Below are 20,848 nucleotides of genomic sequence, written 5' to 3' on the forward strand. Positions count from 1 at the left end.
ACGTATGATTCCATTTTCAATTGGCGTGGCGGCATGATGATCGTGATTTTCTCGGCAGCAGTGCTGGCGTTCGTCATTTTTGCCTGGGATAAAGCATCGGGTCTGAGTGCTGGCGAGCGCCGCGAAATCGGTATTCTTAAGGCCGTGGGCTGGGAAACCTCAGATGTGATTCAAATGAAATTCTGGGAAGGGGCGATGATTTCACTGACTGCCTTCCTGACGGGTGTGATTCTGGCTTACGTTCATGTATTTTTGGCGGGTTCACCGGTGTTCGAACCGGCATTGAAAGGCTGGTCCAATCTGTATCCTAATTTCGAACTGACACCCTTTATCAATGCGGAACAAATTATCATCTTGTTCTTTTTCACCGTTGTGCCCTACACCGTTGCCACGATTGTTCCCATCTGGCGTGCAGCCACGATCGATCCTGACACAGCGATGCGGCATACAGGAGTATAGCCATGATTGAATTACTTAATGTCAAAAAAGTCTTTAATGCCGGGAATTCCAGTGAATTTATGGCGATTAATGGCGTCAACCTGGATATTGGCGAGAACAAGGTGACAGTATTGAAAGGACCGAGCGGCTCCGGCAAAACGACCTTGCTCAGTATTCTCGCTTGCATGAGTCGTCCCACGGCTGGACGGGTGAGGTTGAACGGTCGCGAAATTACCAGTTTGCCAGAACGCTTTTTGACTGATATCCGGCGCAAAACATTTGGTTTTATATTTCAGCAACCCAATCTGATCAATGGGATTTCCGTCCTGGAAAATGTCATGTTGCCGGCCTATCCACTGGGCGAAAAGCGCAGGCATTTAAAAACAAGAGCGCTTGACGGTCTGTCTGAACTCAATCTGACTGACAAGGCTGCTTCCAGAGTTGAATGGCTGTCAGGAGGTGAAGCGCAGCGCGTATCTATCGTGCGGGCATTGATCAATAATCCATCGATCATCATTGCTGATGAACCAACCGCGCATCTTGATACCAAACTATCGTATCGCTTCCTGGAAATCATCGAGAAATTCAAAACCGAGGGTAAAACCATCATCATCACGAGTCACGATCCGCTCGTATATGATGCAGCGATAGTCGATCGTGTCGTAAATCTGCGTGACGGCAAGATAGAGGGTGAGTCCGCGTGATTCTGCATCCAACCGTTATTGCTAATCTGCTTGCTGCCTACATAGGTAGTTTTATGTTGCTGTACGCCGCCTATTACGGTGTACAAATTCTCAGGCACTGGAATATCGAGAGTGGTGATGAGTTGCAGTTGATTCTGGAGCGCAAAACTTACCTGATTTCGACCTTGCTCATCTATGTGTTTGGTCTGCAACTGTTATCACTGTTTCTGTATGTTTTTACCGCCGATGCGCTGTGTCCTTTATTTGTTGGCGCGATGTGCGCTGCCGGAACCCTGAACGTCAATGCCTTCGGTTATCCGACACTCATATTGAAAGTGATCAATTTCATTCTGGCAGGATTGTGGCTAGTGCTCAATTATGCTGACAATAAAGGCTACGATTATCCGCTGATTAAGAAGAAGTATTGGTTGCTGGCTGTTATTACCCCATTTATTGTGCTAGAGACGCTTTTGGCAAGCGCCTATTTCTTGGACATGCGGGCCGATGTGATTGTGTCGTGCTGTGGCAGCCTGTTCGGTGATAAAAGCGGATCCGGTTTGGGATCGGAAATCGCTTCGCTGCCCGCGCGACCGATGATGTGGGTATTCTATGTTGCCATGCTAATCACCCTTGGCAGTGGTTTGCTCTTTTATTTCAAAGGAGTAGGGGGATATCTGTATGCTGTCCTGAGCTTGGTGACATTCATCATCTCGCTGATTTCGATTATTTCCTTTATCTCCCTCTATATCTACGAACTGCCGACCCACCATTGTCCATTCTGTATCGTCATGGAAGAGTACGGTTATATCGGCTATTGGATGTATCTACTCCTGTTCGGTGCGGTCGTAACCGGTGTGGGTGTGGGGGTATTGATACCTTTCCGTCATGTGGAAAGCCTTAAACTGGTGTTGAATGGCATTGTTAACAGGCTCGCGCTGGGTTCTGTACTGATGTATGCCGCATTCACGATGTTCGTCAGTTACGAAATCGTCACTTCCAGCCTGGTGATGAGCTATGAAGTCGTTTATTAAATCATCAAATAAATCCGACAAGAAACATAACAATGAAAATTCTAAGCTTTATCAGGGCGAGAGGATGGTTGCTGATACTGTTTTTGCTATTAAGTATCATCTGTATCAACAGCACTTTTGCGAGACACCAGAAAATCCCTATTCAAAAGAAAGACCGCTGTCCTGTCTGCGGCATGTTTGTTTATAAATACCCAAAGTGGGTGGCGCAAATCTATTTCAATGACGGCAGCTCCTACTTTTATGACGGCGCCAAGGATATGTTCAAAAATATGTTCGAGCCCCAGAAATATACACCCGGCAAGACCGCTGAGATGATCACCGAGATTTACGTCACCGATTACTATGAGGTGGAGTTGATCGATGCCAAGACGGCGTTTTATGTGATTGGCTCCGATGTACTGGGGCCAATGGGACATGAATTATTACCGTTCAAAGATATGGAGTCGGCCAAGGAGTTTATGCATGATCACAAAGGTAAATCCATTATCCGGTTTGAAGAGGTGACGCCCGCATTGATCGAGTCACTGGATAGACGTTCATGAACATGAAGTATTACTTGCATTGTGTCCTGCTGGCTTTATTGATGATTGTGGCGTGCAGCACGCTTGGCGGGCACAGTGGTCCGCAAATCGGTGACCCTGTCCCTTCTGTTACCTTGACCGATTTTCAGGGCAAATCGGTCAAGATACCTCAAGACTTTAAAGGTAAAGTCGTGCTGGTACGTTTCTGGTCAATTGATTGTAGTTATTGCGACAAGAAAATGCTGGACGCGTTCGAGGTTTATTATCAGAAATACAAAGAGCTGGGATTTGTGCCGGTAGCGATCAACACCAGCCGGATTGATGTAAACGACGAGCGTCTTAAAAAATTAGCCCAGCTGAGCTATCCGATGCTGCTGGATGAATATGGTCTGGTGGTCAAAAAATTTGGCGTGATCGGTCTGCCCGCGACCTTCGTTTTTGATGAGGAAGGTATCTTGCGAGGCAAGCTTACGGGTGAGGCCGGTGTTGAAGGATTTGAAAGATTGTTTACCAGCGTATTGTATAAAGGGAGTTTTTATTATGAAGGGCGCTTTTAACGCCACATTGATCTGGATCGTTTACCTGTTCTTGCTTGGACCAGCGTATCTGAAGGCCGAGGAAGCGCCTGAACCTGCACACGAACGTGAAAGCTGCCGTGTTTGCGGCATGTATATTGATTTATACTACAAGACTGCAGCAGTGCTGAAATACAGGGATGGACGCAAGGAATTTTCCTGTGGCGTTGCCTGTATGCTGCGCATTGTTGAAGATGAAGGAGGATTGGATGCCTTCGAGTCAGTTCAGGTGCATGATTGGGTAAGCGGCGAGCTGATCGATGCGGATAAAGCCTACTATGTCTTGGGCAGCGAAATCATTCCGGACATGATTCCCAATTATATCGCCTTTGCTAAACGAGATGAAGCTGAAGCGTTCATCAAAAAAGAGGGCGGCAGCATGATGGATTTCGGTTTTGCTTATACGGATGTTTCACCGGTAGGCACCACTGCGCCGTTTCGTATCCGCACAGCGGTGACACCGGGCAAGGGTACTTTCAGTATTGGCATCGTCTATGGCTATATGCAAAAAGATAATGTCCAAATGGGTACCCATGACATCAACCCGGGCGATTTCATCAGCGCTAACCCTGCCCAGCCGCGCGCTCCTAAGGAACTGATCGCGCATCAGCAGGCTTTGGTTTTAAATTATGCGGTTACGGATCGTTTCTCGCTGTTCATGAATATCCCTTGGTTTGAGCGATCACTGAAAACGCTCAATCGAACATCGGGCGGTATCACGGAGACGGTGGCCGAAGCAAACAGCCTGGGGGATATTACGCTCGAAAGCCGTTATAACTTCTGGCGTTCCGAGATGTATCACCAATTTGCTACTGTTTTGTTGGGCACGACTTTCCCGACAGGCCGGTTTGATAATACGCTAAATGCCACGCCCGATCCCGTGACCAGAACAAGACAAATGGCAACATCGCCCGCGCTCCAATTTGGCAAAGATGTACCGACATTTATGGGAGGATTGCTCTATTCGCACCGCTGGAAGAAATTCTGGTTTCATGGCTCGGCGCTGTATAACGTCAATCCGAAAAATGACAGTGATTTTGCGTTTGGTGATATGGCCACCGGTGGCGTAGCATTTCATTACACACCGAACTATGATCTGATGGTTGGTGTCGAAGTAGATGCCAACTATACCTGGAAAAATGAAGATCAGGGACATAAGATTGGTAACAGCGGGGGGACTGTGACCAATCTGGCATTTGTCGGGGACTATCGCTTTCTGAATGCTTTCGGTGGCAATTTCAAGCTGCGGGGATCGATTGGGCTGCCTATCTACGAAGATCTGAACTCCCGTCATGTGGTGCTTTCGCCCGCCAGACAGTTTGACCAAGTTCAACTAGGTGGCGGTTTCTTTGCCAATTTAGCCGTTCAGTGGACATACCGTCCCGCGCCTTATTGATGATATACATGTTAGCAGTAACTTTAAACAAACTAGGAGGCAATAATCATGAACAGCAAAAAAACTATCATTTCTATGCTCGTTGGTTCTGCGTTCGCAATGGTAATAGGGTCGGCTTCCATTCATGCATTGGCTTGTAGTCATGAGAAGGATGATCATAAAAAGGGTGGGGGCATGCATGGCGGCATGATGAAGCATGAAGAGGGCCATGGAGAAGATGGCGGCATGCATGCCCATGACCACAGCTATGCGCAGTTGGTCGCTTCACAAGCCGATGCATTGCAGCTTACCGATGAGCAGTTGGATAAAATCCTCCGCTTGCAGATGAAAGACAAAGAAGCACACAAAAGAATGAAGGAAAGAATACATAAACACCATCAAGCGTTTGAAGAGGCCAGTATGCAACCGGCTACGGATGATGCAACTATACGTCGATTAGGGGAAAGATATGTCTCTGCTCACCATACAATGGTTGAACGTTATCTTGCCGATCGCGAGGCTGTCCATGCTATTTTGACACCAGAGCAAAGGAACAAACTTAAAACATTGAAAATAGAGCATGACATGCGCAGCGGGGATCATGGTGGAGACGATCATGATCACGGGAGTGGTGGAAAAATGCATGGAGGCAAGCACGGTGGGGGTCATGGGGGAGGAGACCATAATCACGAGCGCGGTGGAAGAATGCATGGTGATAAGCAAGGGGAGCATGGCGGCGGTCACGATCACGGCAGTGATGAAAAAAAACATGGCGATAAACACGAAGGAAGTGGCCATGATCATGATGATGGCCACAGCGGGCAAGAACAGCTTAATTAAACCCCTATTTTCCATGAAGAGAATTTACTCATGGAAGTCATTAGAAAAACTTATTGAATATATTTATAATTTTTTCTTCCAAGTCATTTTGCAAAGAAATTATATTATTTAATTGTTTATCTTCATTGTTAAATTTCTAATGAAGAATCTGAGATCAAATATCACCTCACTCAATGGTTTCTAGAATGATCAGAACCTGGTTCATTTTGCTACTGTTTGTAGGGAGTATGATTCCGATAAATGCTTCCGCGGATATATCGGGTACTCACACCATCCCGATGGTATCTTCACAAAATGCTTCTGCCATATATGCTAAGGATCTTACGCCTCTGACAACCTTGATTAGCGAGGCATTGCAGAATAATCCGGAAATTCAGGCTGCATTGCAGGAACGCGAAGCAGCTCGACAGAGAATATTACCCGCAAAAGCGTTAGATGACCCCATGCTGGAAGCGGGGGTGATCAATGCCCCGTTGTTGGCATCCTCGCCATTCAACCGCGAGGATATGACCATGAAAATGATTGATCTGTCCCAGCGTTTCCCTTTTCCGGGAAAATTGGGTTTACGCAAAGGAGTCGCCAGCAAAAATGCGGAAGCGGTCGATTACGGTTATCAGGAAACGATAAGTCGCGTGGTGCGCGATCTCAGGGTTGCTTACTTCGACCTGGGGCTTACCCTCGAAATGACTAAGCTGGTCGAGAAAAACAAGTTGATTCTGGAAGATTTTACCCATTTGGCAGTGGATCACTATGTAGTGGGGATGGGAGCGCAGGCTGATGCATTCAAGGCACAGACCGAGGTATCCAGAATGCAAGATGAGCTTCTCCGGCTGACGCGCGAACGACCCGTGTTTGAAGCCGAGATCATACGCGCTTTGGGGCGTAGCACCTACGAAGGCGCGTTGCTACCTGAGCCGCTCCATATGCATGAGGCATCCTTGAATTTGGAATCACTGCGAGAGTAGGCGCTGTCGCAGCGTCCACAATTATTGGCATTGCAAAGCTTGGTGGCGCGCAACAAAAAGCGATGGAGTTGAAGCGATGCACTATCAGGCATTGGACCTGTATCAGGCGCAAAGTAACGAGATTGCAGCGCAATTGCGTCAACAGGTGGCGATGGCTGAACAGAATCTCAAATCGACTCAGTTGTATCAAACCACTATCCTGCCTCAGGCCAGGCTGACAGTTGAATCGGCAATGGCGGCCTACAAGGTCAACCAGGTCGATTTTCTGACATTACTTGACAACCAGCTGACGGTATTCAATTACGAAATCAGCCTGGTAACAGCGATAGCCAACTACAACAAGGCGCTCGCGGAAATCGATCTGCTCACTGGCAAGACCCCGGATGAATTTATGCATCAACACTAATGGAGTGCACTATGAGATCCCTCGTTAGAGCAATCATTATTGCTATGCTGGTCACGCTTTCACTTGGAGTGGGATATTGGTGGGGGCTATCCAGTCTGTTAACACTGTGGCCGATTCGACTGAGCTCCCCCCTCTAAAGGCAAGATTCTCTATTACCGTAACCCGATGGGATTGCCTGATATCTCTCCGGTACCGAAGAAAGACCCGATGGGAATGGACTATATTCCTGTTTATGAAAGCGAAGAACCGCCAACCGAGCGTGCAGCAGTCAAGATTAGTACTGAAAAAGTCATGCATCGAGAGATGGTGCATACCATCAGGGCTGTAGCTACGATGTCGGCCCTGCAAAATTCACCCGGCTGCTAATATAGTTTTAGCATGCCGAGTATTCACATCAACAGTTATAAGTTTGCTCCTTATAGGATTGACCAGCTGAATCAATAAAAGTCGCAAAAAAGCCGCCTTCAGTCCCAGGCGAACCATTGCTCGCAACAGCCAGCGCAGGTTATAACCCGCTGCGCACAGTACTGCATGGAGTGCATCGCCCAGTTTGCCCTGTAACCAGCAACGATCCATCTGATGATCTGATTTTAGGTGTCCGATTGCTGGCTCCACAGCTTGGCGACGCTTAAGCCATCGTCGCTGCTGCCTCGTTAGTGACTTGTACTTGCCGCGATGGATGATTTCCACGTTCGGATTGTCAACATTCGCTCCACGGAAGCCGAGGTCCACCATCACCTGCTTCGACTTTGCGCTTGAACCTTCCAGTAAGATGTTGGTTTGTGCCAGCTGTTCGTGGAGAATGTGGCCATCGTAAGGATTGCCGGGAAAAGTTTTAGCACCCACGATCAACCCCTGCTTGTGGGTAACGGTGATGCTGACCTTGACGCCAAACTCATAGGGCTTACGCGCCTTCTCCTTTCCGATGCATTCGACTTCCGGTGCGTGCAGGGCGTAGAGCTTGTTCTTGTCTTTAGGCTGTTGCTTGTGGATTCTCTCGGCCCGTTCGAGCAGCGTGTTCAAGCGATCAAGTGATGCAGCGCATTCCATCGTCGCTGTTGTTAGCTTGCGCCTGATCTCACGCAGTACGATGCCGAGTATCGTGCGCTGCCGTTTGACAGCGCGCCGCAGTCGTCTGAATTGCCTGGCATGGGCGTAGCCTCCGGCTTTACGACGCAATACCTTGCCTTCCTTGGCAAAAGTCTGTTTCAAAGTGATACCAACCCGCTTGGCGGCCTGGGCTACCTTGCCACGGGCGATCTCCAGCAGACGGCTGTCGACCGGATGGGCGATGGCTTTTTCCTGGACGGTCGTATCAACGATTACCCGCTCGAATTCCTTTGGTGTTACCGCCTTGCTCTGAACTGCAGTGTCGATTGTCGCTTTCAGCAGCACTTCAACGCCAGCTTCACCAATTGCAGTACGAAAGCGGCCAATCTGCGTGGCATCACAGGGTAGCTTCGGCGTGTAATACTCTTGTCCACTGAAGTATTGCCATACTACGTTCTCGGACCAGCGAGCAACAAGCTCCTCATCACTAAGATTGAACGCGTGCTTGAGGTACAGCAGGGAGACCATCAGCCGCATCGGTAGACGTGGACGGCCAGCAGCACTGACACCCGCTCCAGCAATCACCTGCGTGCTACCGAAAAGATCATCGATCTCCACCACTGGGCCTGGACGATTCTTGCGCTCAAACGCAGGTGCCAGAGCTGCCTCGATCTGAGACCAGGGCAGTCGTCCTGCCAGCACAGCCAAAGGATGTCGCAAATCGATCATTTGATCGAGACGCGCGCGGAAAAAGTCGTCGATAGCCATCTTAAATACCTTGAATTTCCCTCAGGTTTAGATGCTGTTATTATAAATTCTTGAGAGTTTAGGGGATAGGTTTCTTACCTGAATCGAAGTATCCATGAGGATCTCAGGTATTTTGCAGGGCCGACTACGATACAGCCGGATGAACGCAAGTTGCACGCCTTGGTGATCAAATTCGAGGGCTGGATTCATCGACTCTTCGTCAATACACTGGCCAGGTCGTCAAGAAAGGCGATGCATTGATGGAAGTTTATAGTCCTGTCTTGATCACAGCCCAACACGAATATCTTATCGCAGTGAAAGGCATGCAATTGGTCGCCGAAGGCAGCCAAAAAGTGCGAGCTGAGATGCAAAGACTAATTGACAGTGCTTTGCAGCGGTTGCGCAACTTAGACATGGCGGAGATTGAATTGCAGCGCCTGCAGCGTGAAGGCGAAATCAGACAATATGTTACACTGCGCTCCAAAGCAAATGGTGTCGTGCTGGAGAAACCGTCCATTGAAGGTAAACGCTTTGAACTCGGAGAAGTACTTTATCAAATTGCCGATTTATCCCACGTTTGGGTGCTAGCCGATGTGTTTGAACAGGATCTGGGCATGATCCATCCGGGACAGAAGGCCACCATCAGGGTGGATGCTTACCCGGACAAGGTGTTTAGTGGGGAGGTGGCTTTTATCTATCCCAATGTCACGCCTGAAACACGCACTGCTATTGTGCGTATCGAACTGCCCAATGCTGACAGACTGCTTAAGCCCGCCATGTATGCGTGCGTGGAGTTTACTTCCTTGCATAGCAAGGACAAAGTGCTGACTTTGCCTGACTCGGCAGTGCTTGACACCGGCACACGGCAACTGGTACTGGTTGATCTAGGAGAAGGCCGATATGAGCCACGGACCATCAAACTTGGCATGCATGCTGATGGCTATGCTGAGGTATTAGGAGGGCTTGAAGCAGGGGAAGCAGTAGTTGTCAAAGCAAATTTCCTGATTGATGCGGAAAGCAGTCTCCGGGCAGCCTTGAGTAGTTTTGGTCATGGAAGCCATGCTTTGGTGGCAAGTGAAGACACTAAATCCGGTAAGTTTATTAAAGCACCGTCTGTCGCTCATCAAGGTGAAGGCAGTATCGAAGCAATTGATTTTGCGCACACAACCCTGACACTTATGCATGGACCGATCGCTAGCCTCAATTGGCCTTCCATGATGATGGATTTCCGGGTTAATGATTCGGCATTGCTGTACACACTGAAACCCGGCCAAAAGGTGATCTTCGAAATTACCGAGCAATCGGCAGGCGAGTATGTCATCGTTGCTATTCAGTCTGTGGATGGCAATGCTGCAACCAGCGAACACGGCGCACACTGAAATGGTTGGCAACATCATCAAATGGTCAGTACGGCATGTTTTTCTGGTGTTGCTGGCAACCTTCTCAATTGTTGCCTGGGGTATTTATGCAGTGTGGAAAACGCCGATCGATGCCATTCCCGATTTATCCGACGTGCAGGTTATCATCTACACCGAATATCCCGGACAAGCACCCCAGGTGGTGGAAGATCAGGTTACTTACCCCCTGACCACAGCCATGCTGAGCGTGCCCAAATCGAAAGTGGTGCGTGGCTTATCGGCTTTTGGGGTGTCGTTTATCCATGTCATTTTTGAAGATGGTACTGATATTTACTGGGCACGTTCCCATGTGCTGGAGTATCTGAGCTTTGCAGCCAACCAGTTGCCCCAGGATGTGAGACCCGCGCTCGGCCCGGATGCAACTGGAGTGGGGTGGGTTTATCAATATGCGGTTACCGCCAAAGACCGTACACTGGATGAGTTGCGCAGTATCCAGGATTGGTTCCTGCGTTATCAATTAGCTGCAACAGAGGGGGTGTCCGAAATTGCCAGTGTCGGCGGATTCGAAAAAACCTATCAGATCACAGTCGATCCTCGCAGGCTACAAGCTTACGGTATTCCACTCAAAACGGTGATCGACGTGGTCGCGCAGAGCAACCGTGACGTAGGCGGGCGTGTGATCGAACTCACAGAAACGGAGTACATGGTGCGCGGCAGGGGCTATCTGCGCGGTATCAGTGACATTGAGAATCTGGTGGTGAAAGCGCATGAGGAGATGCCGGTATTGTTGCGCAATATCGCCCGGGTTGAGCTGGCGCCTGACGAACGCCGCGGGATCACCGAACTCAATGGCGAAGGTGAAGTTGTCTCAGGGATCGCCGTAGCGCGCTACGGCGAGAATGCGCTTGATGTCATCCACAATATCGAAGCAAAAATTGAGGAACTCAAGCCAGGTCTGCCACAAGATGTGATGATCGAACCTGTCTATGATCGCTCTGAGCTGATTGAGCATGCGATCGAGACGCTGAATGAAGTATTGATCGAACAAGTCATTATTGTGGCACTGGTGTGCGCGGTTTTTCTCATGCATGTCCGCAGTGCGCTGGTGGCGATCATCATGCTGCCGATCGGCGTGCTCATTGCTTTCATTGATGAGTGTTGCGGTAGCAGTGGGTTTCATTGGCCTGATCGGAATTGCAGCCGAAACGGGTATGGTAATGCTAACCTTCCTTGATCAGGCATTCAAAGCTATTGTGGCAAAACGCCATGCGGCTGGTGATAAAGTCACCGTCGATGATTTATATGCCGCTGTGACACAAGGCGCTATGACCCGGATACGCGCCGTTATGATGGCCATTGCGGGCAGTATCCTGGGTTTGCTACCCGTCATGTTAAGCACTGGTACGGGTTCAGAGGTAACACGGCGTATTGCTGCGCCCATGGTTGGCGGCATGGTCTCAGCGACAGTGCTGACGCTGATCATTTTTCCGGCTGTTTATGCGCTGGTGAAGGAGATATCGATTCGGCGCACGCTTAAAATGGAGCGAACTGAGCAATCTGCTTTCACGCGTGTTGGAACGGATGCGGAAGTATGAAGCACGACAATAGTCTGGTTGAACTGATATTAACCTAAAAACTACTTTTAGGATTAAGCATCAAAAAGAATATGAATGAATAGTGATTCCATTTCTAAACCAAAATTGACATTGTCGGCTTCACTTTGCCGTATTATTTATACTGTCTATACTATCTGCGGCTCGCCTTCGTGTCATTTTTGATTTGGAAATGGAATTAGCTTATGCGCGCATTTCTACTGATCATTGTTTTCTGGTTGCTAATCAAATTTCCAATTATTGCTGTCGCGTCGATCGATATGACGATCATTTACTCAGGTAATCTGAATGGTGATCTGGAGCCTTGTGGTTGCACCCTTGAAGGCGATTTAGGCGGCATTAGGCGTCGGGTCACCTTGGTTGATGAATTGTGCAAAACCTCGCCGAATCTGTTTCTCATATCATCAGGCGGCCTAATAGTGAGCCAGGCTGCAAGCGACCGGTTAACCAGCGTATATATTCTCAAAGGATTTGAGGCATTGAATTACGACGCTATCGGGATTCAGCGGCAAGACCTGTCATATGGCGCCGATTTTTTAAAGGCAGCGCAACTGCCCTGGGTGTCCACTAACTGGAAAGGCGATCAATTTAGCCGTTATAAACGCATCGAACGTGGCGACAGGAAGTTGGCATTTTTTAGTTGGCTTGAGCCGCCGATTGAATTTCATGGGGCAAGCGGCTCAAAAGGCCGTCATAAACGAACAAGAACCGGCCTTGAGGTGCTTAAAAATAATTTGGCTGAAGCGAAGTCAGAAAATGCGCTAACGGTGTTGACCACGGGCCTGAATTATGAAGCAGCGTTAGCTTCCTTGCCGCTTACGTTTGTTGACATTCTAATTGTTAAAGCTGCCTCTGAAAAATATGTTGAACCAGAAATGTTCAAAGGTGCGCTTATTCTAAGACCAGGTGTCCGTGGTTTGCAGTTAGGGCGCCTTGATATCACATTCGACAGCGATAATCGGATTCAATCATTCAAACATCAACAGATCCCCATGTCACCTTTTTTTGCCGATTCACCAAGAATGGCGGAGTGGTATACAGAATACAATGATCGAGTCAAGCAGGCTTATTTAAAGTCAGTGGAAATACGCAAGGCGATAGAATTAGGCGAACGAAATTATGTTGGCGCAGATGCCTGTAAGGAATGTCACCAAAGCGCCTACCATGTCTGGTCAACAAGCCAACACGCCAAGGCATTTGATAGCTTGGCATTGGTTAATAAGGCGTTTGATCCAAACTGCATTACTTGTCACACAGTTGGTTTTAATAAGGAAGGCGGCTATATCGATTATGAAGATACAGCCTATTTAACTGATGTGCAGTGCGAGTCATGTCACGGTGCTGGCAGAAAACATATAACATCAAACGGTAGTATGGCAACGGAGCAGCGGCAGTGGCCTAGAAAGAGAATATGTATGCAGTGTCATAGCCGAAAGCATAGCCCCAGTTTTAGTTTAGAGAGCTATTGGTCGAGGATTTCTCATTGAGTCTGCAGTGTAGATAATTAAAAAACTATTTTGACTGGAATTCTTCTGGTCCCTTATCAAAAAACTAGATTAAGGAGAATGACGTTTTGGGTAATGAGTTAACGCTGGCGATTGTTCTGAGTGCAGCTATTATCGATTCGATTAATCCATGCGCAATCGGTGTTCTGCTGTTTCTAACCTCAGTCTTGCTACGCTCCTTCGCTGATAAAAAAATGTTGACGATACTTGGCATGACCTACATTGCCACGGTCTTTGTTATTTATACCCTTTCAGGGCTCGGGCTAATTTGGTTTCAACATATCCTGATAGAGCGTGGTTTTGCGGAAATAATAGGTACTGTCGCTGGTGTAGCGGTCATCATCCTGGGCCTGATCGAGCTTAAAGATTTTTACTGGTATGGAAAAGGCATATCATTGGAAATTGCACCGTCTTACAAGGAAAAGCTCTCCCGCATGGCCATGAAAATTTCGTGGCTTGGGATCATTTCTATAGGCGGCTTTGTCGCCATGGTCGAACTACCGTGTACTGGTGGTCCCTACCTGGCAGTTACAGCTATGCTGGCAAAATCGTTCGATGTGCAGGCCTTTATTTACTTGCTGATCTACAATGCCATCTTTGCATTACCCTTATTAGTCATCCTTATTCTGCTCTATTATTTTGGAGCATCGAGTACAAAACTTAAGCTATGGCGCCAGAAGAACAGAAAATGGATGAACCTGTCATCTGGTCTATTAATGCTATCGCTCGGTGCGCTGTTAATCGCTTACTATCAACTGGGGTGGTATCTATGAAAACCGTTCTGTTATTAACCTGAATTCTTCCGTTGGACGAGGTGGAGTGTGCGGTTTTACGGGTGCAGGGCGCGGCGCAACGACGCGGAATAGTCGCTCTATTCCAAGGCGTTGTAACGAAGCCATGTGCTTGTAGAATTGTGCAATTTACCCCGAAGCGGTAACACCCAAAAGGGGAAGGTGAAAATTGTTGTAAAGGATAGAATATTCATAATGTTAAAACTAAAAATTAGCGATCAACTGAGGAATCCAGGTTTAATCGCATGCCTGACACTTGTGCTTAATTTGATGATTTATCAGATCAATAGTGCTGCGGCGGATGAGATGGATCAAAAACATGCATCGCGCCAAGATAGGCTTGAGTCATTCGCTAAGTGTCTCAGCGAAAAAGGTTACCTCATGTATAGTTCATTTACCTGCGCAAGTTGTCGCGCTCAACGCAAGAGCTTTGGCAATGCATTCCAGTACATCAATGAGATCGAATGTAACCCGGCTGCACCCAATACCCAAGTCGAACGATGTTTGGAGAAGAACATTCTGGTAATCCCAACCTGGATTCAGGAGATGGAGGGGCGAGAAGTAAAGCGCTTGGAGGGTTATCAGTTATTGGAGATTCTGGCATCGGCTTCAGGATGTGATTATTGAAATAATGAAATTGCTAACACCAGAATTAGCCATCAACAGAGGAAGCCAGGTTAAAGGATCTGGGAGAGGTCTTGCGCTGCTATTCACACCTGATGGCAAGACCTCACTCTGATTGACCGTTGATTGTTCTCTTTAAATTGCACGAAAGCCGCTTTACGTGACTGTAATGCGCGTACGTGCAAGTGCCCAGCACTTGACCGGTGATCCAGTGCCTGATATCGATCTCGACTGTATAGATGCCAGCTTGAGTCGGCTGGATGATGCAGTCATAGCGTTCTGCGGAAACCGCGTTGATTTGCGTGGTCAGAAATGACTGTGGCAACGGTCGTTCATCGGAGGCGACTACTTCCGCTGTCAGACCTCCAAAACGGATCTGCTGTGGCAGATAGCCGGCACAGATGTAGCGTATTAGCAGGCGCTGTCCCATGTTCATGGTTACCGCCACGCGCGGATCGGTCAATGCCGACTGGTTCCCATCCACACCACTGATGATAAAGTAATCGGGATTGAGGATATTGAGGCCGACATCACCGCCACAAGTTCCGGCATCCCACGATAGGGTGTGCCAGGAAGAGTCAATCTCATCCACTGCCCAAATGACCTCAAGATCATAACTGGGGCCATTTTCAAATGCCCGGCCAGGTCCTTCCGGTGGATCGACGATTAGCGCGCCGTACATGCCCATCTCTGCGTGCAGCACGGTATTGGTATGGCAGTGGTAAAAATAGGTTCCAGCGTGGGCCGGACGCCATTGATAGGTATAGGTACCGTTCACGTCCCATGATATGTGTCCCACGCCATCGCTGCGGAATTCAGGCTCGATACCGTGATGATGGATGGTGTGATACATCATCATGTCTACCGTAAGGCGTGTCTGCACGACTTGCCCTTGTCGCACTCGCATCGGCGGTGATGGGAATGCTCCCCCCATTCCACCCCCACCGCCCATTCCACCCCCACCCATGCCTCCACCTTCAGCCGGATCGGTAAAGCCCCAGATTGTCACGTTCCTGCCATCATCCATGGTCATGGAACCATTCATATAAATCCCTCGTTCGAATATCATGTCCGGGTTTGGATCAAGTGCTGGAACTTGAGCGGGGTCGATGGGGTAGACGTAGCAGGCATTCATGCCGCCGCCGCCACCCATACCACCACCCATGCCACCGCCATGTTTACTGCTATTCATTGCAAAGTCTCCTATTCAAAATAAATGTCAGTCAGTGCGCCGAACATGTACAAACCACCGCCAGCGGTCTGAGTCATCTCGTCATGCAAATGCATGGCATAGATACCCGTGCTGGTCGGAGGCCAGGCATCAGGCGGTGCTTCGAAGGGGAAGATTACATCCGCGACACCCTTATTGCCGTCAAGTGGCACAATATCTTTTAACCAAACCACTGGCCGTATTTGGCCATTGCTGGTTAACCATTCCATGTGATTGCCATGAGTGTGTACGGCGTGGGTGGCTAAACCGGCATTAAGCATGCGCAGCAAGGTCCGATCACCGACATGGCCGTGTACCGCAGTCTCGTGATCATGCATAGCGTCAATGGCAGGATCGACATGTCCTGGCGCGCCTGGCGGCCTGCCGGAGAGTCCGTTAATGGTGAAATAGCGTGGCGTAAAGGGAGTGCTAGGTATGGCACGGTTACGGATATTGCTATGCCACACTGGGTCAATCTGATTGAAGACCCAGAATTTTTGCTGAACAAATGTTGGTGAGCCGACGTAAACCCGGTTATCCAGACCGAGCGGCATTACTGCCATGGCGCCATGCAGGTCAACCAGCCGCCCGTAGGGCTCGTTATGCCCGTCGTAGAACAGGTATGAGCCAGCAGTACTGGGTTGGAACTGCACGGTAGTTGAGCTGCCACCAGCGATCGGACCCGAATCAACGATTTCGTCTATCTTGAAGCTATGCGTGGTTGTGAGCCTATTGTGGATTGTCACTGTAACGGTGTCGCCTTGTTGAACCACAAACGAGTTACCAGGCACCTGCAATGAATTGCTGCTGCTACTGTAGCCACGAAAATAGACGCTTACGCCATCAGGCTGAGTGATCCAGCCATGGGTAATGTAGTAAGTCAGTGCAACGTTTGTAGCATAAGCTCTCGATTTCCAGCTTAGAAACCCACCTCCTGCCAGCAACGTACTCGCAAATCCTGCTGAACTCGCTTTAAGAAAGTCACGCCGCTTCATTCATCACTCCTGGTTTTTTAAAATCTTTCATCAAGCGGTCATGACCGATCCGTTTGTTAAGATCTCTATGGAGGCAACATGAAAATATTAATGATATTTCGTGCTATTGCGGTAACACTAATTGGAATCATGCTTATGAGCTTGTCCACAGGCACATTTGCAGAAGATAAATTGGATATTGGAAAAATAGAATATGAGGCAGCTTGCGCTGTTTGTCATGGCCTTACAGGAAAGGGTGATGACAGTCCTCTAAAAGAACTGCTAGTGAGGCCAGTGCCTAACCTCACTGTGCTTGCCAGGAATAATAAGGGGGTATTTCCATTCGACCGGGTCTATCAGATCATAGATGGACGAGAGGAAGTCAAGGCTCACGGGCCGCGTACAATGCCGGTCTGGGGGAACACTTTTAACAGGCAGAGCTCAATTTTCTTCGAGAATTATCCTCTTCATGATCGTGAATCGGCTGCACGCAGCCGTATTCTTGCGCTGACAGAATACATCTATCGTCTGCAAGAATGAAGTAAGTTAAATTACCTCCGGTAAATCCGGAGGTAATTTAACTCTTAACTCATTCATATTAGTTTTTGTAGTACATTCACAAAACGAAGATTATCTTCTGGAAGTGCGGTGGTGATGCGCATAAATCCCTTCCCCAGAACAGGATCCTGCAAAGGCTTGACCAGAATCCCCTGTGCTTTGAGAGTTTCCGCTATCTGTTCTGCATTATGAGGCGAGAAATCAGCCAAGAAAAAATAGGTTTCGGTTGGATAAGTACGTATTCCTAGGGTGCGTAACTGGCTTGCCAGCTCTTCAGTCCATGCACGTAATTCTTTGGTGCGCGCACGGATTTTATTCTCATGCTCCAGCGTTGCAATTGCAGCTGCTTGACTGGGGCGGGCAAGGGGATAAGCATCATTGTGACTGTTTAGATCGTCGGCGATCGCTTCAGGAAGGAGCGCGTAACCCACTCGAAAGCCTGCCAGGCTGTGTGCTTTGGACAGGGTGCGTGTCACGATTAAGTTGGCGTACCGGGATACCAGATTTGCTACCGATTTTCCGGCCAGACCGATAAATGCCTCATCGATGAGAAAGCGTGTTTCTGGATAGCGGTGTAACAGTGCTGGCAGGGGCGTCATATCGAAGATGCCGCCATTAGGATTATTGGGATTGACAATGACAGCGAGCGTGGTGCCAGCCGGAATCACTAATTCGCTGAGATCAAGGACAAAGTCTTTTTCGGGTGGTAATCGTGTTTCGGTATAGTGCCGGGCAATTTCTGGGAAAAGTGCGTAAGTCGGTGTCAGTAAATGGACCTGTTGACCAAAACGATCAAACAGTTGGCGAAGAATCAGCTCGGAACCCGCGTTGATGTGAATGAGCCGTTCTGGAACATCGAGTTGTTCACTGATAAGTCGACGCAACGGCGCCGAATAAGGCTCGGTATAGTAGTTGCTATGAGGTGCTTCGGCTTGGGCTGCTGCGATGGCTTCTTCAAGTGGCGGAAGGGGGTTCTCACACAGTAAAAGCTTAATCCCTTGGAAAGTGCCGCCACCTTTCTCCGCAATGGCGTTCATGTCAGGCCTCCCCTGCCTCGACGGTGTTTTGCTCCATGAGCCATTCCACCCGCACCTTCCACACGACTCACGCATTGCTGAAAAGCTGGCAGGTGACGCTCCTTCGATGCTTGTTGGAGATTGCGCAACACCGTAATAATGTCAGGATTCCGCGTTGTGCTTAACAGCCGATCGTACATTGCTGCATTGTATCCCTCCAACCCCACCACCTACCCACATTCCTTCAACAATGCTTCAATAGCCTCCGGTGCAAGCGGTAGCAATTCATCGATTCGGCTGTTAGGCCAGGCGGGGAGTTTTTTGAGGGTGTCGGCTAACCATTGTGCGGGGTTGAGGCCGTTGAGTTTTGCTGTGCCGAGTAGGGTTTGAATGGCGGCGGCACGTTTTCCGGCGCGTTCGGAGCCGGTGAACAACCAGTTTTTCTTGCCGAGCGCGATGGGGCGAATAGTGTTTTCGACGGGGTTGTTGTCAATCGGCAGGTGTCCGCTGCTGGCGTAGCGGATTAGGCTTTGCCAGCGCTTCAAGGTGTAGTCGATGGCTTTGGCGGTGCCGCCGCCATTGGCGGTTTGGGCGCGGGTTTGCAGTAACCAGTCGTGCAACGATTGCAGGATCGGCAGGCTTTTTTCTGCGCGCAGTTGTTGCCGGGCTTCGGTCGATAAGTGCTTGCCTTCGGCTTCGACGGCGTAAAGTCCGCCAATGCGTTGCAGCACTTCATACGCGACAGTGCTGGCGTTGGCTTGGTGCAGATCGAAGAATTTGCGGCGCGCGTGCGCCCAGCACCCTAATTCAGTGCAGGGTGATGCTGTTTTGGAGAATAAAGCCTTGTAACCGCCATAGTCGTCGACGACAAGACTGCCTTGCCAGCTGTCGAGGAAGTTTTGCACATGTTTGCCACTACGGCTGGTTTGGTAGTCGAATACGATGATGCGCGGCCCCAACTCAAAATCGTTGCTGCGATACGCCCACAGGTAGGCGCGCTGCGTTTTGCCGCTGCCGGGATCAAGTTGCGCCACCGGGGTTTCGTCGGCGTGCAACACACGGCCTTGCAATAAGTGCAAAATCAGCTGGTCAACCAGCGGTTGCAGTGCCACGCCGACACGTCCGATCCATTCCGCCAACGTGGAAAGCGATAAAGTGACACCTTCCCGGGCGGTGATTTGTGCGATGCGATACAGCGGCAGGTGATCGAGGTATTTGCAGATCGTGATCCAGGCCAACAAGCCCACTGCCGCCATACCGCCGTCGATGATGGCGGGTGGCACGGGTTCCGCGACCACGGTTTCGCAACACCGGCAGGCGTATTGCGGGCGGATGTGGCGGTGCACGAAGAATTCAGCGGGTTTGACGTCCAGTTGTTCAGTGACATCTTCACCGATTTTTACCAGATCGCTGCCGCACTGTTTGCATTGGCAGGATTCCGGTTCATGGCGGTGTTCGATGCGTGGCAGGTGATCCGGTAGAGGTTGGCGCCCGGTGCGTGCACGCTTAGGCTTCTGCGGAACCGGCAGCGGCAGTTGCTCGATTTCCGCTTCAATGGCCGAAACATCGATTTGCCAGTCTTCTTCGAACAGGCTGAATTGCACCTGAGACAGCGCTTCGCTCTTCGTGCCGTAGCGAATGCGGCGCAAATGTGCCAGTTCCAGCGTCAGTGCCTGATTCTTCCCTTCCAGCAGTTTGAGCTCGTTTTGTGCTTGCGTAAGCAGTGATTGAATCAGATTCGATACCTCGGTTTTAGCTTCCGGCGTGAGGTTCAAATGATCTAATTCGATTGACTGTTTTACGTGCATTTTCATGGCGTCATTATACCGCGAAACCCGTGCAAAGTGCCGTCAGTATTGACTTTAGCTATATTTTCGTACGCAAGATTGTAACCCCAAACGACGCCAATCTACCCCGGCAATCAACCACTCCCATTGCGACGAAGTCAGTTCCATCTCGCCCGTATCCGAACGCCCCCAAGCGAACCGTCCCTGATGCAAGCGGCGCTGGCACAACCACACGCCGGTGCCATCCCACTGCAGCACCTTGATGCGATTGCCCGCGCGATTGCAAAATACAAACGCCGAACCCGCACAAGGCGATCGCTGCAACGCCTGCATAACCAATGTCGACAACCCGTCAATGCCGCGACGCATATCCACCGGCTCAACCATCAACCAAATCTTCCCCGGATTCGCAATCAAAGACACTTCAACAACTCCCCCAGCCAATGTGGCGAAACCGTCGATGGCAGTTCCAGCACATGATCGCCCTGACCGCGAAGACGCAGCGTATTGGCCGTCATAGACATTGGCTTGATCGTGACCGGAACCAACGCAGACGACCGAACAACCTCGCGCCCACTCCGATAAATGCGTAACCAGTTCCCGAACGTCTTGGCATTCAAACCATGCTTCCGGCAATAAGCCGCCTGCGACATACCGCTGGTTTGCCATGCTTCGATATGAATTCGTCGTATTTCTAATGATGACATCGTTCCTCCTTGGAAAAGATTTGAGGATAGCAATGATGTATCAGGGTGTTAATGTGGAAGGGTTGGAGGCTTAC

General features: G+C 49.5%; 24 protein-coding genes and 1 pseudogene. 17 read left to right on the top strand and 8 right to left on the bottom strand.

What is annotated here, in order from left to right; genetic code table 11:
- The 11 genes from J5I83_RS03205 to J5I83_RS03255 all read left to right on the top strand — a co-directional run.
- Positions 1-459, top strand: a 459-nt coding sequence (locus J5I83_RS03205) for an ABC transporter permease (protein WP_304053244.1), incomplete at its 5' end; no start/stop codon positions are given.
- A gap of 2 nt (positions 460-461) precedes the next feature.
- Positions 462-1,142, top strand: coding sequence for an ABC transporter ATP-binding protein (locus J5I83_RS03210; RefSeq protein ID WP_304053246.1), 681 nt, complete (start codon positions 462-464; stop codon positions 1,140-1,142).
- Positions 1,139-2,152 carry a hypothetical protein gene (locus J5I83_RS03215; protein ID WP_304053248.1) on the top strand — a complete coding sequence of 338 codons (1,014 nt, stop codon included), beginning with the start codon at positions 1,139-1,141 and terminating at the stop codon, positions 2,150-2,152. Before J5I83_RS03210 ends, J5I83_RS03215 begins: the two co-directional genes overlap by 4 nt.
- A gap of 32 nt (positions 2,153-2,184) precedes the next feature.
- A complete protein-coding gene (locus J5I83_RS03220) occupies positions 2,185-2,694 on the top strand; it encodes a nitrous oxide reductase accessory protein NosL (RefSeq protein ID WP_304053250.1) in 510 nt (169 codons plus the stop codon).
- Complete coding sequence (locus tag J5I83_RS03225; RefSeq protein WP_304053252.1) at positions 2,691-3,230, top strand: TlpA disulfide reductase family protein; 540 nt, start codon at positions 2,691-2,693, stop codon at positions 3,228-3,230. Before J5I83_RS03220 ends, J5I83_RS03225 begins: the two co-directional genes overlap by 4 nt.
- Positions 3,214-4,644 carry a nitrous oxide reductase accessory protein NosL gene (locus J5I83_RS03230; RefSeq protein WP_304053253.1) on the top strand — a complete coding sequence of 477 codons (1,431 nt, stop codon included), beginning with the start codon at positions 3,214-3,216 and terminating at the stop codon, positions 4,642-4,644. Before J5I83_RS03225 ends, J5I83_RS03230 begins: the two co-directional genes overlap by 17 nt.
- Before the next feature lie 48 nt (positions 4,645-4,692).
- A complete protein-coding gene (locus tag J5I83_RS03235; RefSeq protein ID WP_304053254.1) occupies positions 4,693-5,463 on the top strand; it encodes a Spy/CpxP family protein refolding chaperone in 771 nt (256 codons plus the stop codon).
- 185 nt (positions 5,464-5,648) lie between these two features.
- Complete coding sequence (locus J5I83_RS03240; RefSeq protein ID WP_304053255.1) at positions 5,649-6,428, top strand: TolC family protein; 780 nt, start codon at positions 5,649-5,651, stop codon at positions 6,426-6,428.
- Between the two features lie 76 nt (positions 6,429-6,504).
- Positions 6,505-6,834, top strand: a complete 330-nt coding sequence (locus tag J5I83_RS03245; RefSeq protein WP_304053256.1) for a TolC family protein — start codon at positions 6,505-6,507, stop codon at positions 6,832-6,834.
- Between the two features lie 11 nt (positions 6,835-6,845).
- Complete coding sequence (locus J5I83_RS03250; protein WP_304053257.1) at positions 6,846-6,971, top strand: hypothetical protein; 126 nt, start codon at positions 6,846-6,848, stop codon at positions 6,969-6,971.
- 28 nt (positions 6,972-6,999) lie between these two features.
- Positions 7,000-7,200 (top strand): hypothetical protein, encoded by a 201-nt coding sequence (locus J5I83_RS03255; RefSeq protein WP_304053258.1) that lies wholly within the window; start codon positions 7,000-7,002, stop codon positions 7,198-7,200.
- On the opposite strand, the gene J5I83_RS03260 is transcribed toward J5I83_RS03255, so the two are convergent.
- Positions 7,186-8,652, bottom strand: coding sequence for an IS5 family transposase (locus tag J5I83_RS03260; protein WP_304053260.1), 1,467 nt, complete (start codon positions 8,650-8,652; stop codon positions 7,186-7,188). The two genes, J5I83_RS03255 and J5I83_RS03260, sit on opposite strands and share 15 nt — an antisense overlap.
- A 179-nt stretch (positions 8,653-8,831) precedes the next feature.
- On the opposite strand from J5I83_RS03260, the gene J5I83_RS03265 reads away from it, so the two are divergent.
- The 5 genes and pseudogenes from J5I83_RS03265 to J5I83_RS03290 all read left to right on the top strand — a co-directional run bounded on the left by J5I83_RS03265 (position 8,832) and on the right by J5I83_RS03290 (position 14,525).
- On the top strand, positions 8,832-10,010 hold the full coding sequence (locus tag J5I83_RS03265; protein ID WP_304053277.1) for an efflux RND transporter periplasmic adaptor subunit: 1,179 nt from the start codon (positions 8,832-8,834) through the stop codon (positions 10,008-10,010).
- 1 nt (position 10,011) lies between these two features.
- A pseudogene (locus J5I83_RS03270) lies at positions 10,012-11,497 on the top strand (efflux RND transporter permease subunit); the annotation flags it as partial.
- Positions 11,498-11,787: 290 nt separating this feature from the next.
- Positions 11,788-13,089, top strand: a complete 1,302-nt coding sequence (locus J5I83_RS03280; RefSeq protein ID WP_304053263.1) for a multiheme c-type cytochrome — start codon at positions 11,788-11,790, stop codon at positions 13,087-13,089.
- Between the two features lie 86 nt (positions 13,090-13,175).
- Positions 13,176-13,880, top strand: coding sequence for a cytochrome c biogenesis CcdA family protein (locus tag J5I83_RS03285; protein WP_304053265.1), 705 nt, complete (start codon positions 13,176-13,178; stop codon positions 13,878-13,880).
- A gap of 213 nt (positions 13,881-14,093) precedes the next feature.
- Positions 14,094-14,525 (top strand): hypothetical protein, encoded by a 432-nt coding sequence (locus tag J5I83_RS03290; protein WP_304053266.1) that lies wholly within the window; start codon positions 14,094-14,096, stop codon positions 14,523-14,525.
- Positions 14,526-14,628: 103 nt separating this feature from the next.
- Here J5I83_RS03290 and J5I83_RS03295 read toward each other — a convergent pair whose 3' ends face one another.
- Both J5I83_RS03295 and J5I83_RS03300 read right to left on the bottom strand, forming a co-directional pair.
- Positions 14,629-15,714: a multicopper oxidase domain-containing protein gene (locus tag J5I83_RS03295; protein WP_304053268.1), complete on the bottom strand. Its 1,086-nt coding sequence runs from the start codon at positions 15,712-15,714 to the stop codon at positions 14,629-14,631.
- A gap of 11 nt (positions 15,715-15,725) precedes the next feature.
- Complete coding sequence (locus J5I83_RS03300; protein WP_304053269.1) at positions 15,726-16,727, bottom strand: cupredoxin domain-containing protein; 1,002 nt, start codon at positions 16,725-16,727, stop codon at positions 15,726-15,728.
- A 78-nt stretch (positions 16,728-16,805) separates the two neighbouring features.
- On the opposite strand from J5I83_RS03300, the gene J5I83_RS03305 reads away from it, so the two are divergent.
- Positions 16,806-17,246, top strand: a complete 441-nt coding sequence (locus J5I83_RS03305) for a cytochrome c (RefSeq protein WP_304053270.1) — start codon at positions 16,806-16,808, stop codon at positions 17,244-17,246.
- Between the two features lie 53 nt (positions 17,247-17,299).
- Here J5I83_RS03305 and J5I83_RS03310 read toward each other — a convergent pair whose 3' ends face one another.
- Genes J5I83_RS03310 through J5I83_RS03330 form a run of 5 tightly spaced genes read right to left on the bottom strand, consistent with a single transcriptional unit; the run spans position 17,300 to position 20,774 of the window.
- Positions 17,300-18,301, bottom strand: a complete 1,002-nt coding sequence (locus J5I83_RS03310) for a histidinol-phosphate transaminase (protein ID WP_304053271.1) — start codon at positions 18,299-18,301, stop codon at positions 17,300-17,302.
- On the bottom strand, positions 18,298-18,480 hold the full coding sequence (locus J5I83_RS03315; RefSeq protein ID WP_304053272.1) for a hypothetical protein: 183 nt from the start codon (positions 18,478-18,480) through the stop codon (positions 18,298-18,300). The genes J5I83_RS03310 and J5I83_RS03315 overlap by 4 nt, the downstream gene beginning before the upstream one ends.
- A 30-nt stretch (positions 18,481-18,510) precedes the next feature.
- The gene (locus J5I83_RS03320; RefSeq protein WP_304053273.1) at positions 18,511-20,094 is read right to left on the bottom strand and encodes an IS66 family transposase; all 1,584 of its coding nucleotides are present in this window, start codon (positions 20,092-20,094) and stop codon (positions 18,511-18,513) included.
- A gap of 48 nt (positions 20,095-20,142) precedes the next feature.
- Positions 20,143-20,490, bottom strand: a complete 348-nt coding sequence (tnpB, locus tag J5I83_RS03325; protein ID WP_304053274.1) for an IS66 family insertion sequence element accessory protein TnpB — start codon at positions 20,488-20,490, stop codon at positions 20,143-20,145.
- Positions 20,481-20,774 carry an IS66 family insertion sequence element accessory protein TnpB gene (locus J5I83_RS03330; RefSeq protein WP_304053276.1) on the bottom strand — a complete coding sequence of 98 codons (294 nt, stop codon included), beginning with the start codon at positions 20,772-20,774 and terminating at the stop codon, positions 20,481-20,483. Before J5I83_RS03330 ends, tnpB begins: the two co-directional genes overlap by 10 nt.
- Between the last annotated feature and the right edge of the window lie 74 nt (positions 20,775-20,848).

The organism is Nitrosomonas communis (assembly GCF_024102715.1).
In the GTDB taxonomy this organism is placed as follows: Bacteria; Pseudomonadota; Gammaproteobacteria; order Burkholderiales; family Nitrosomonadaceae; genus Nitrosomonas; species Nitrosomonas communis_B.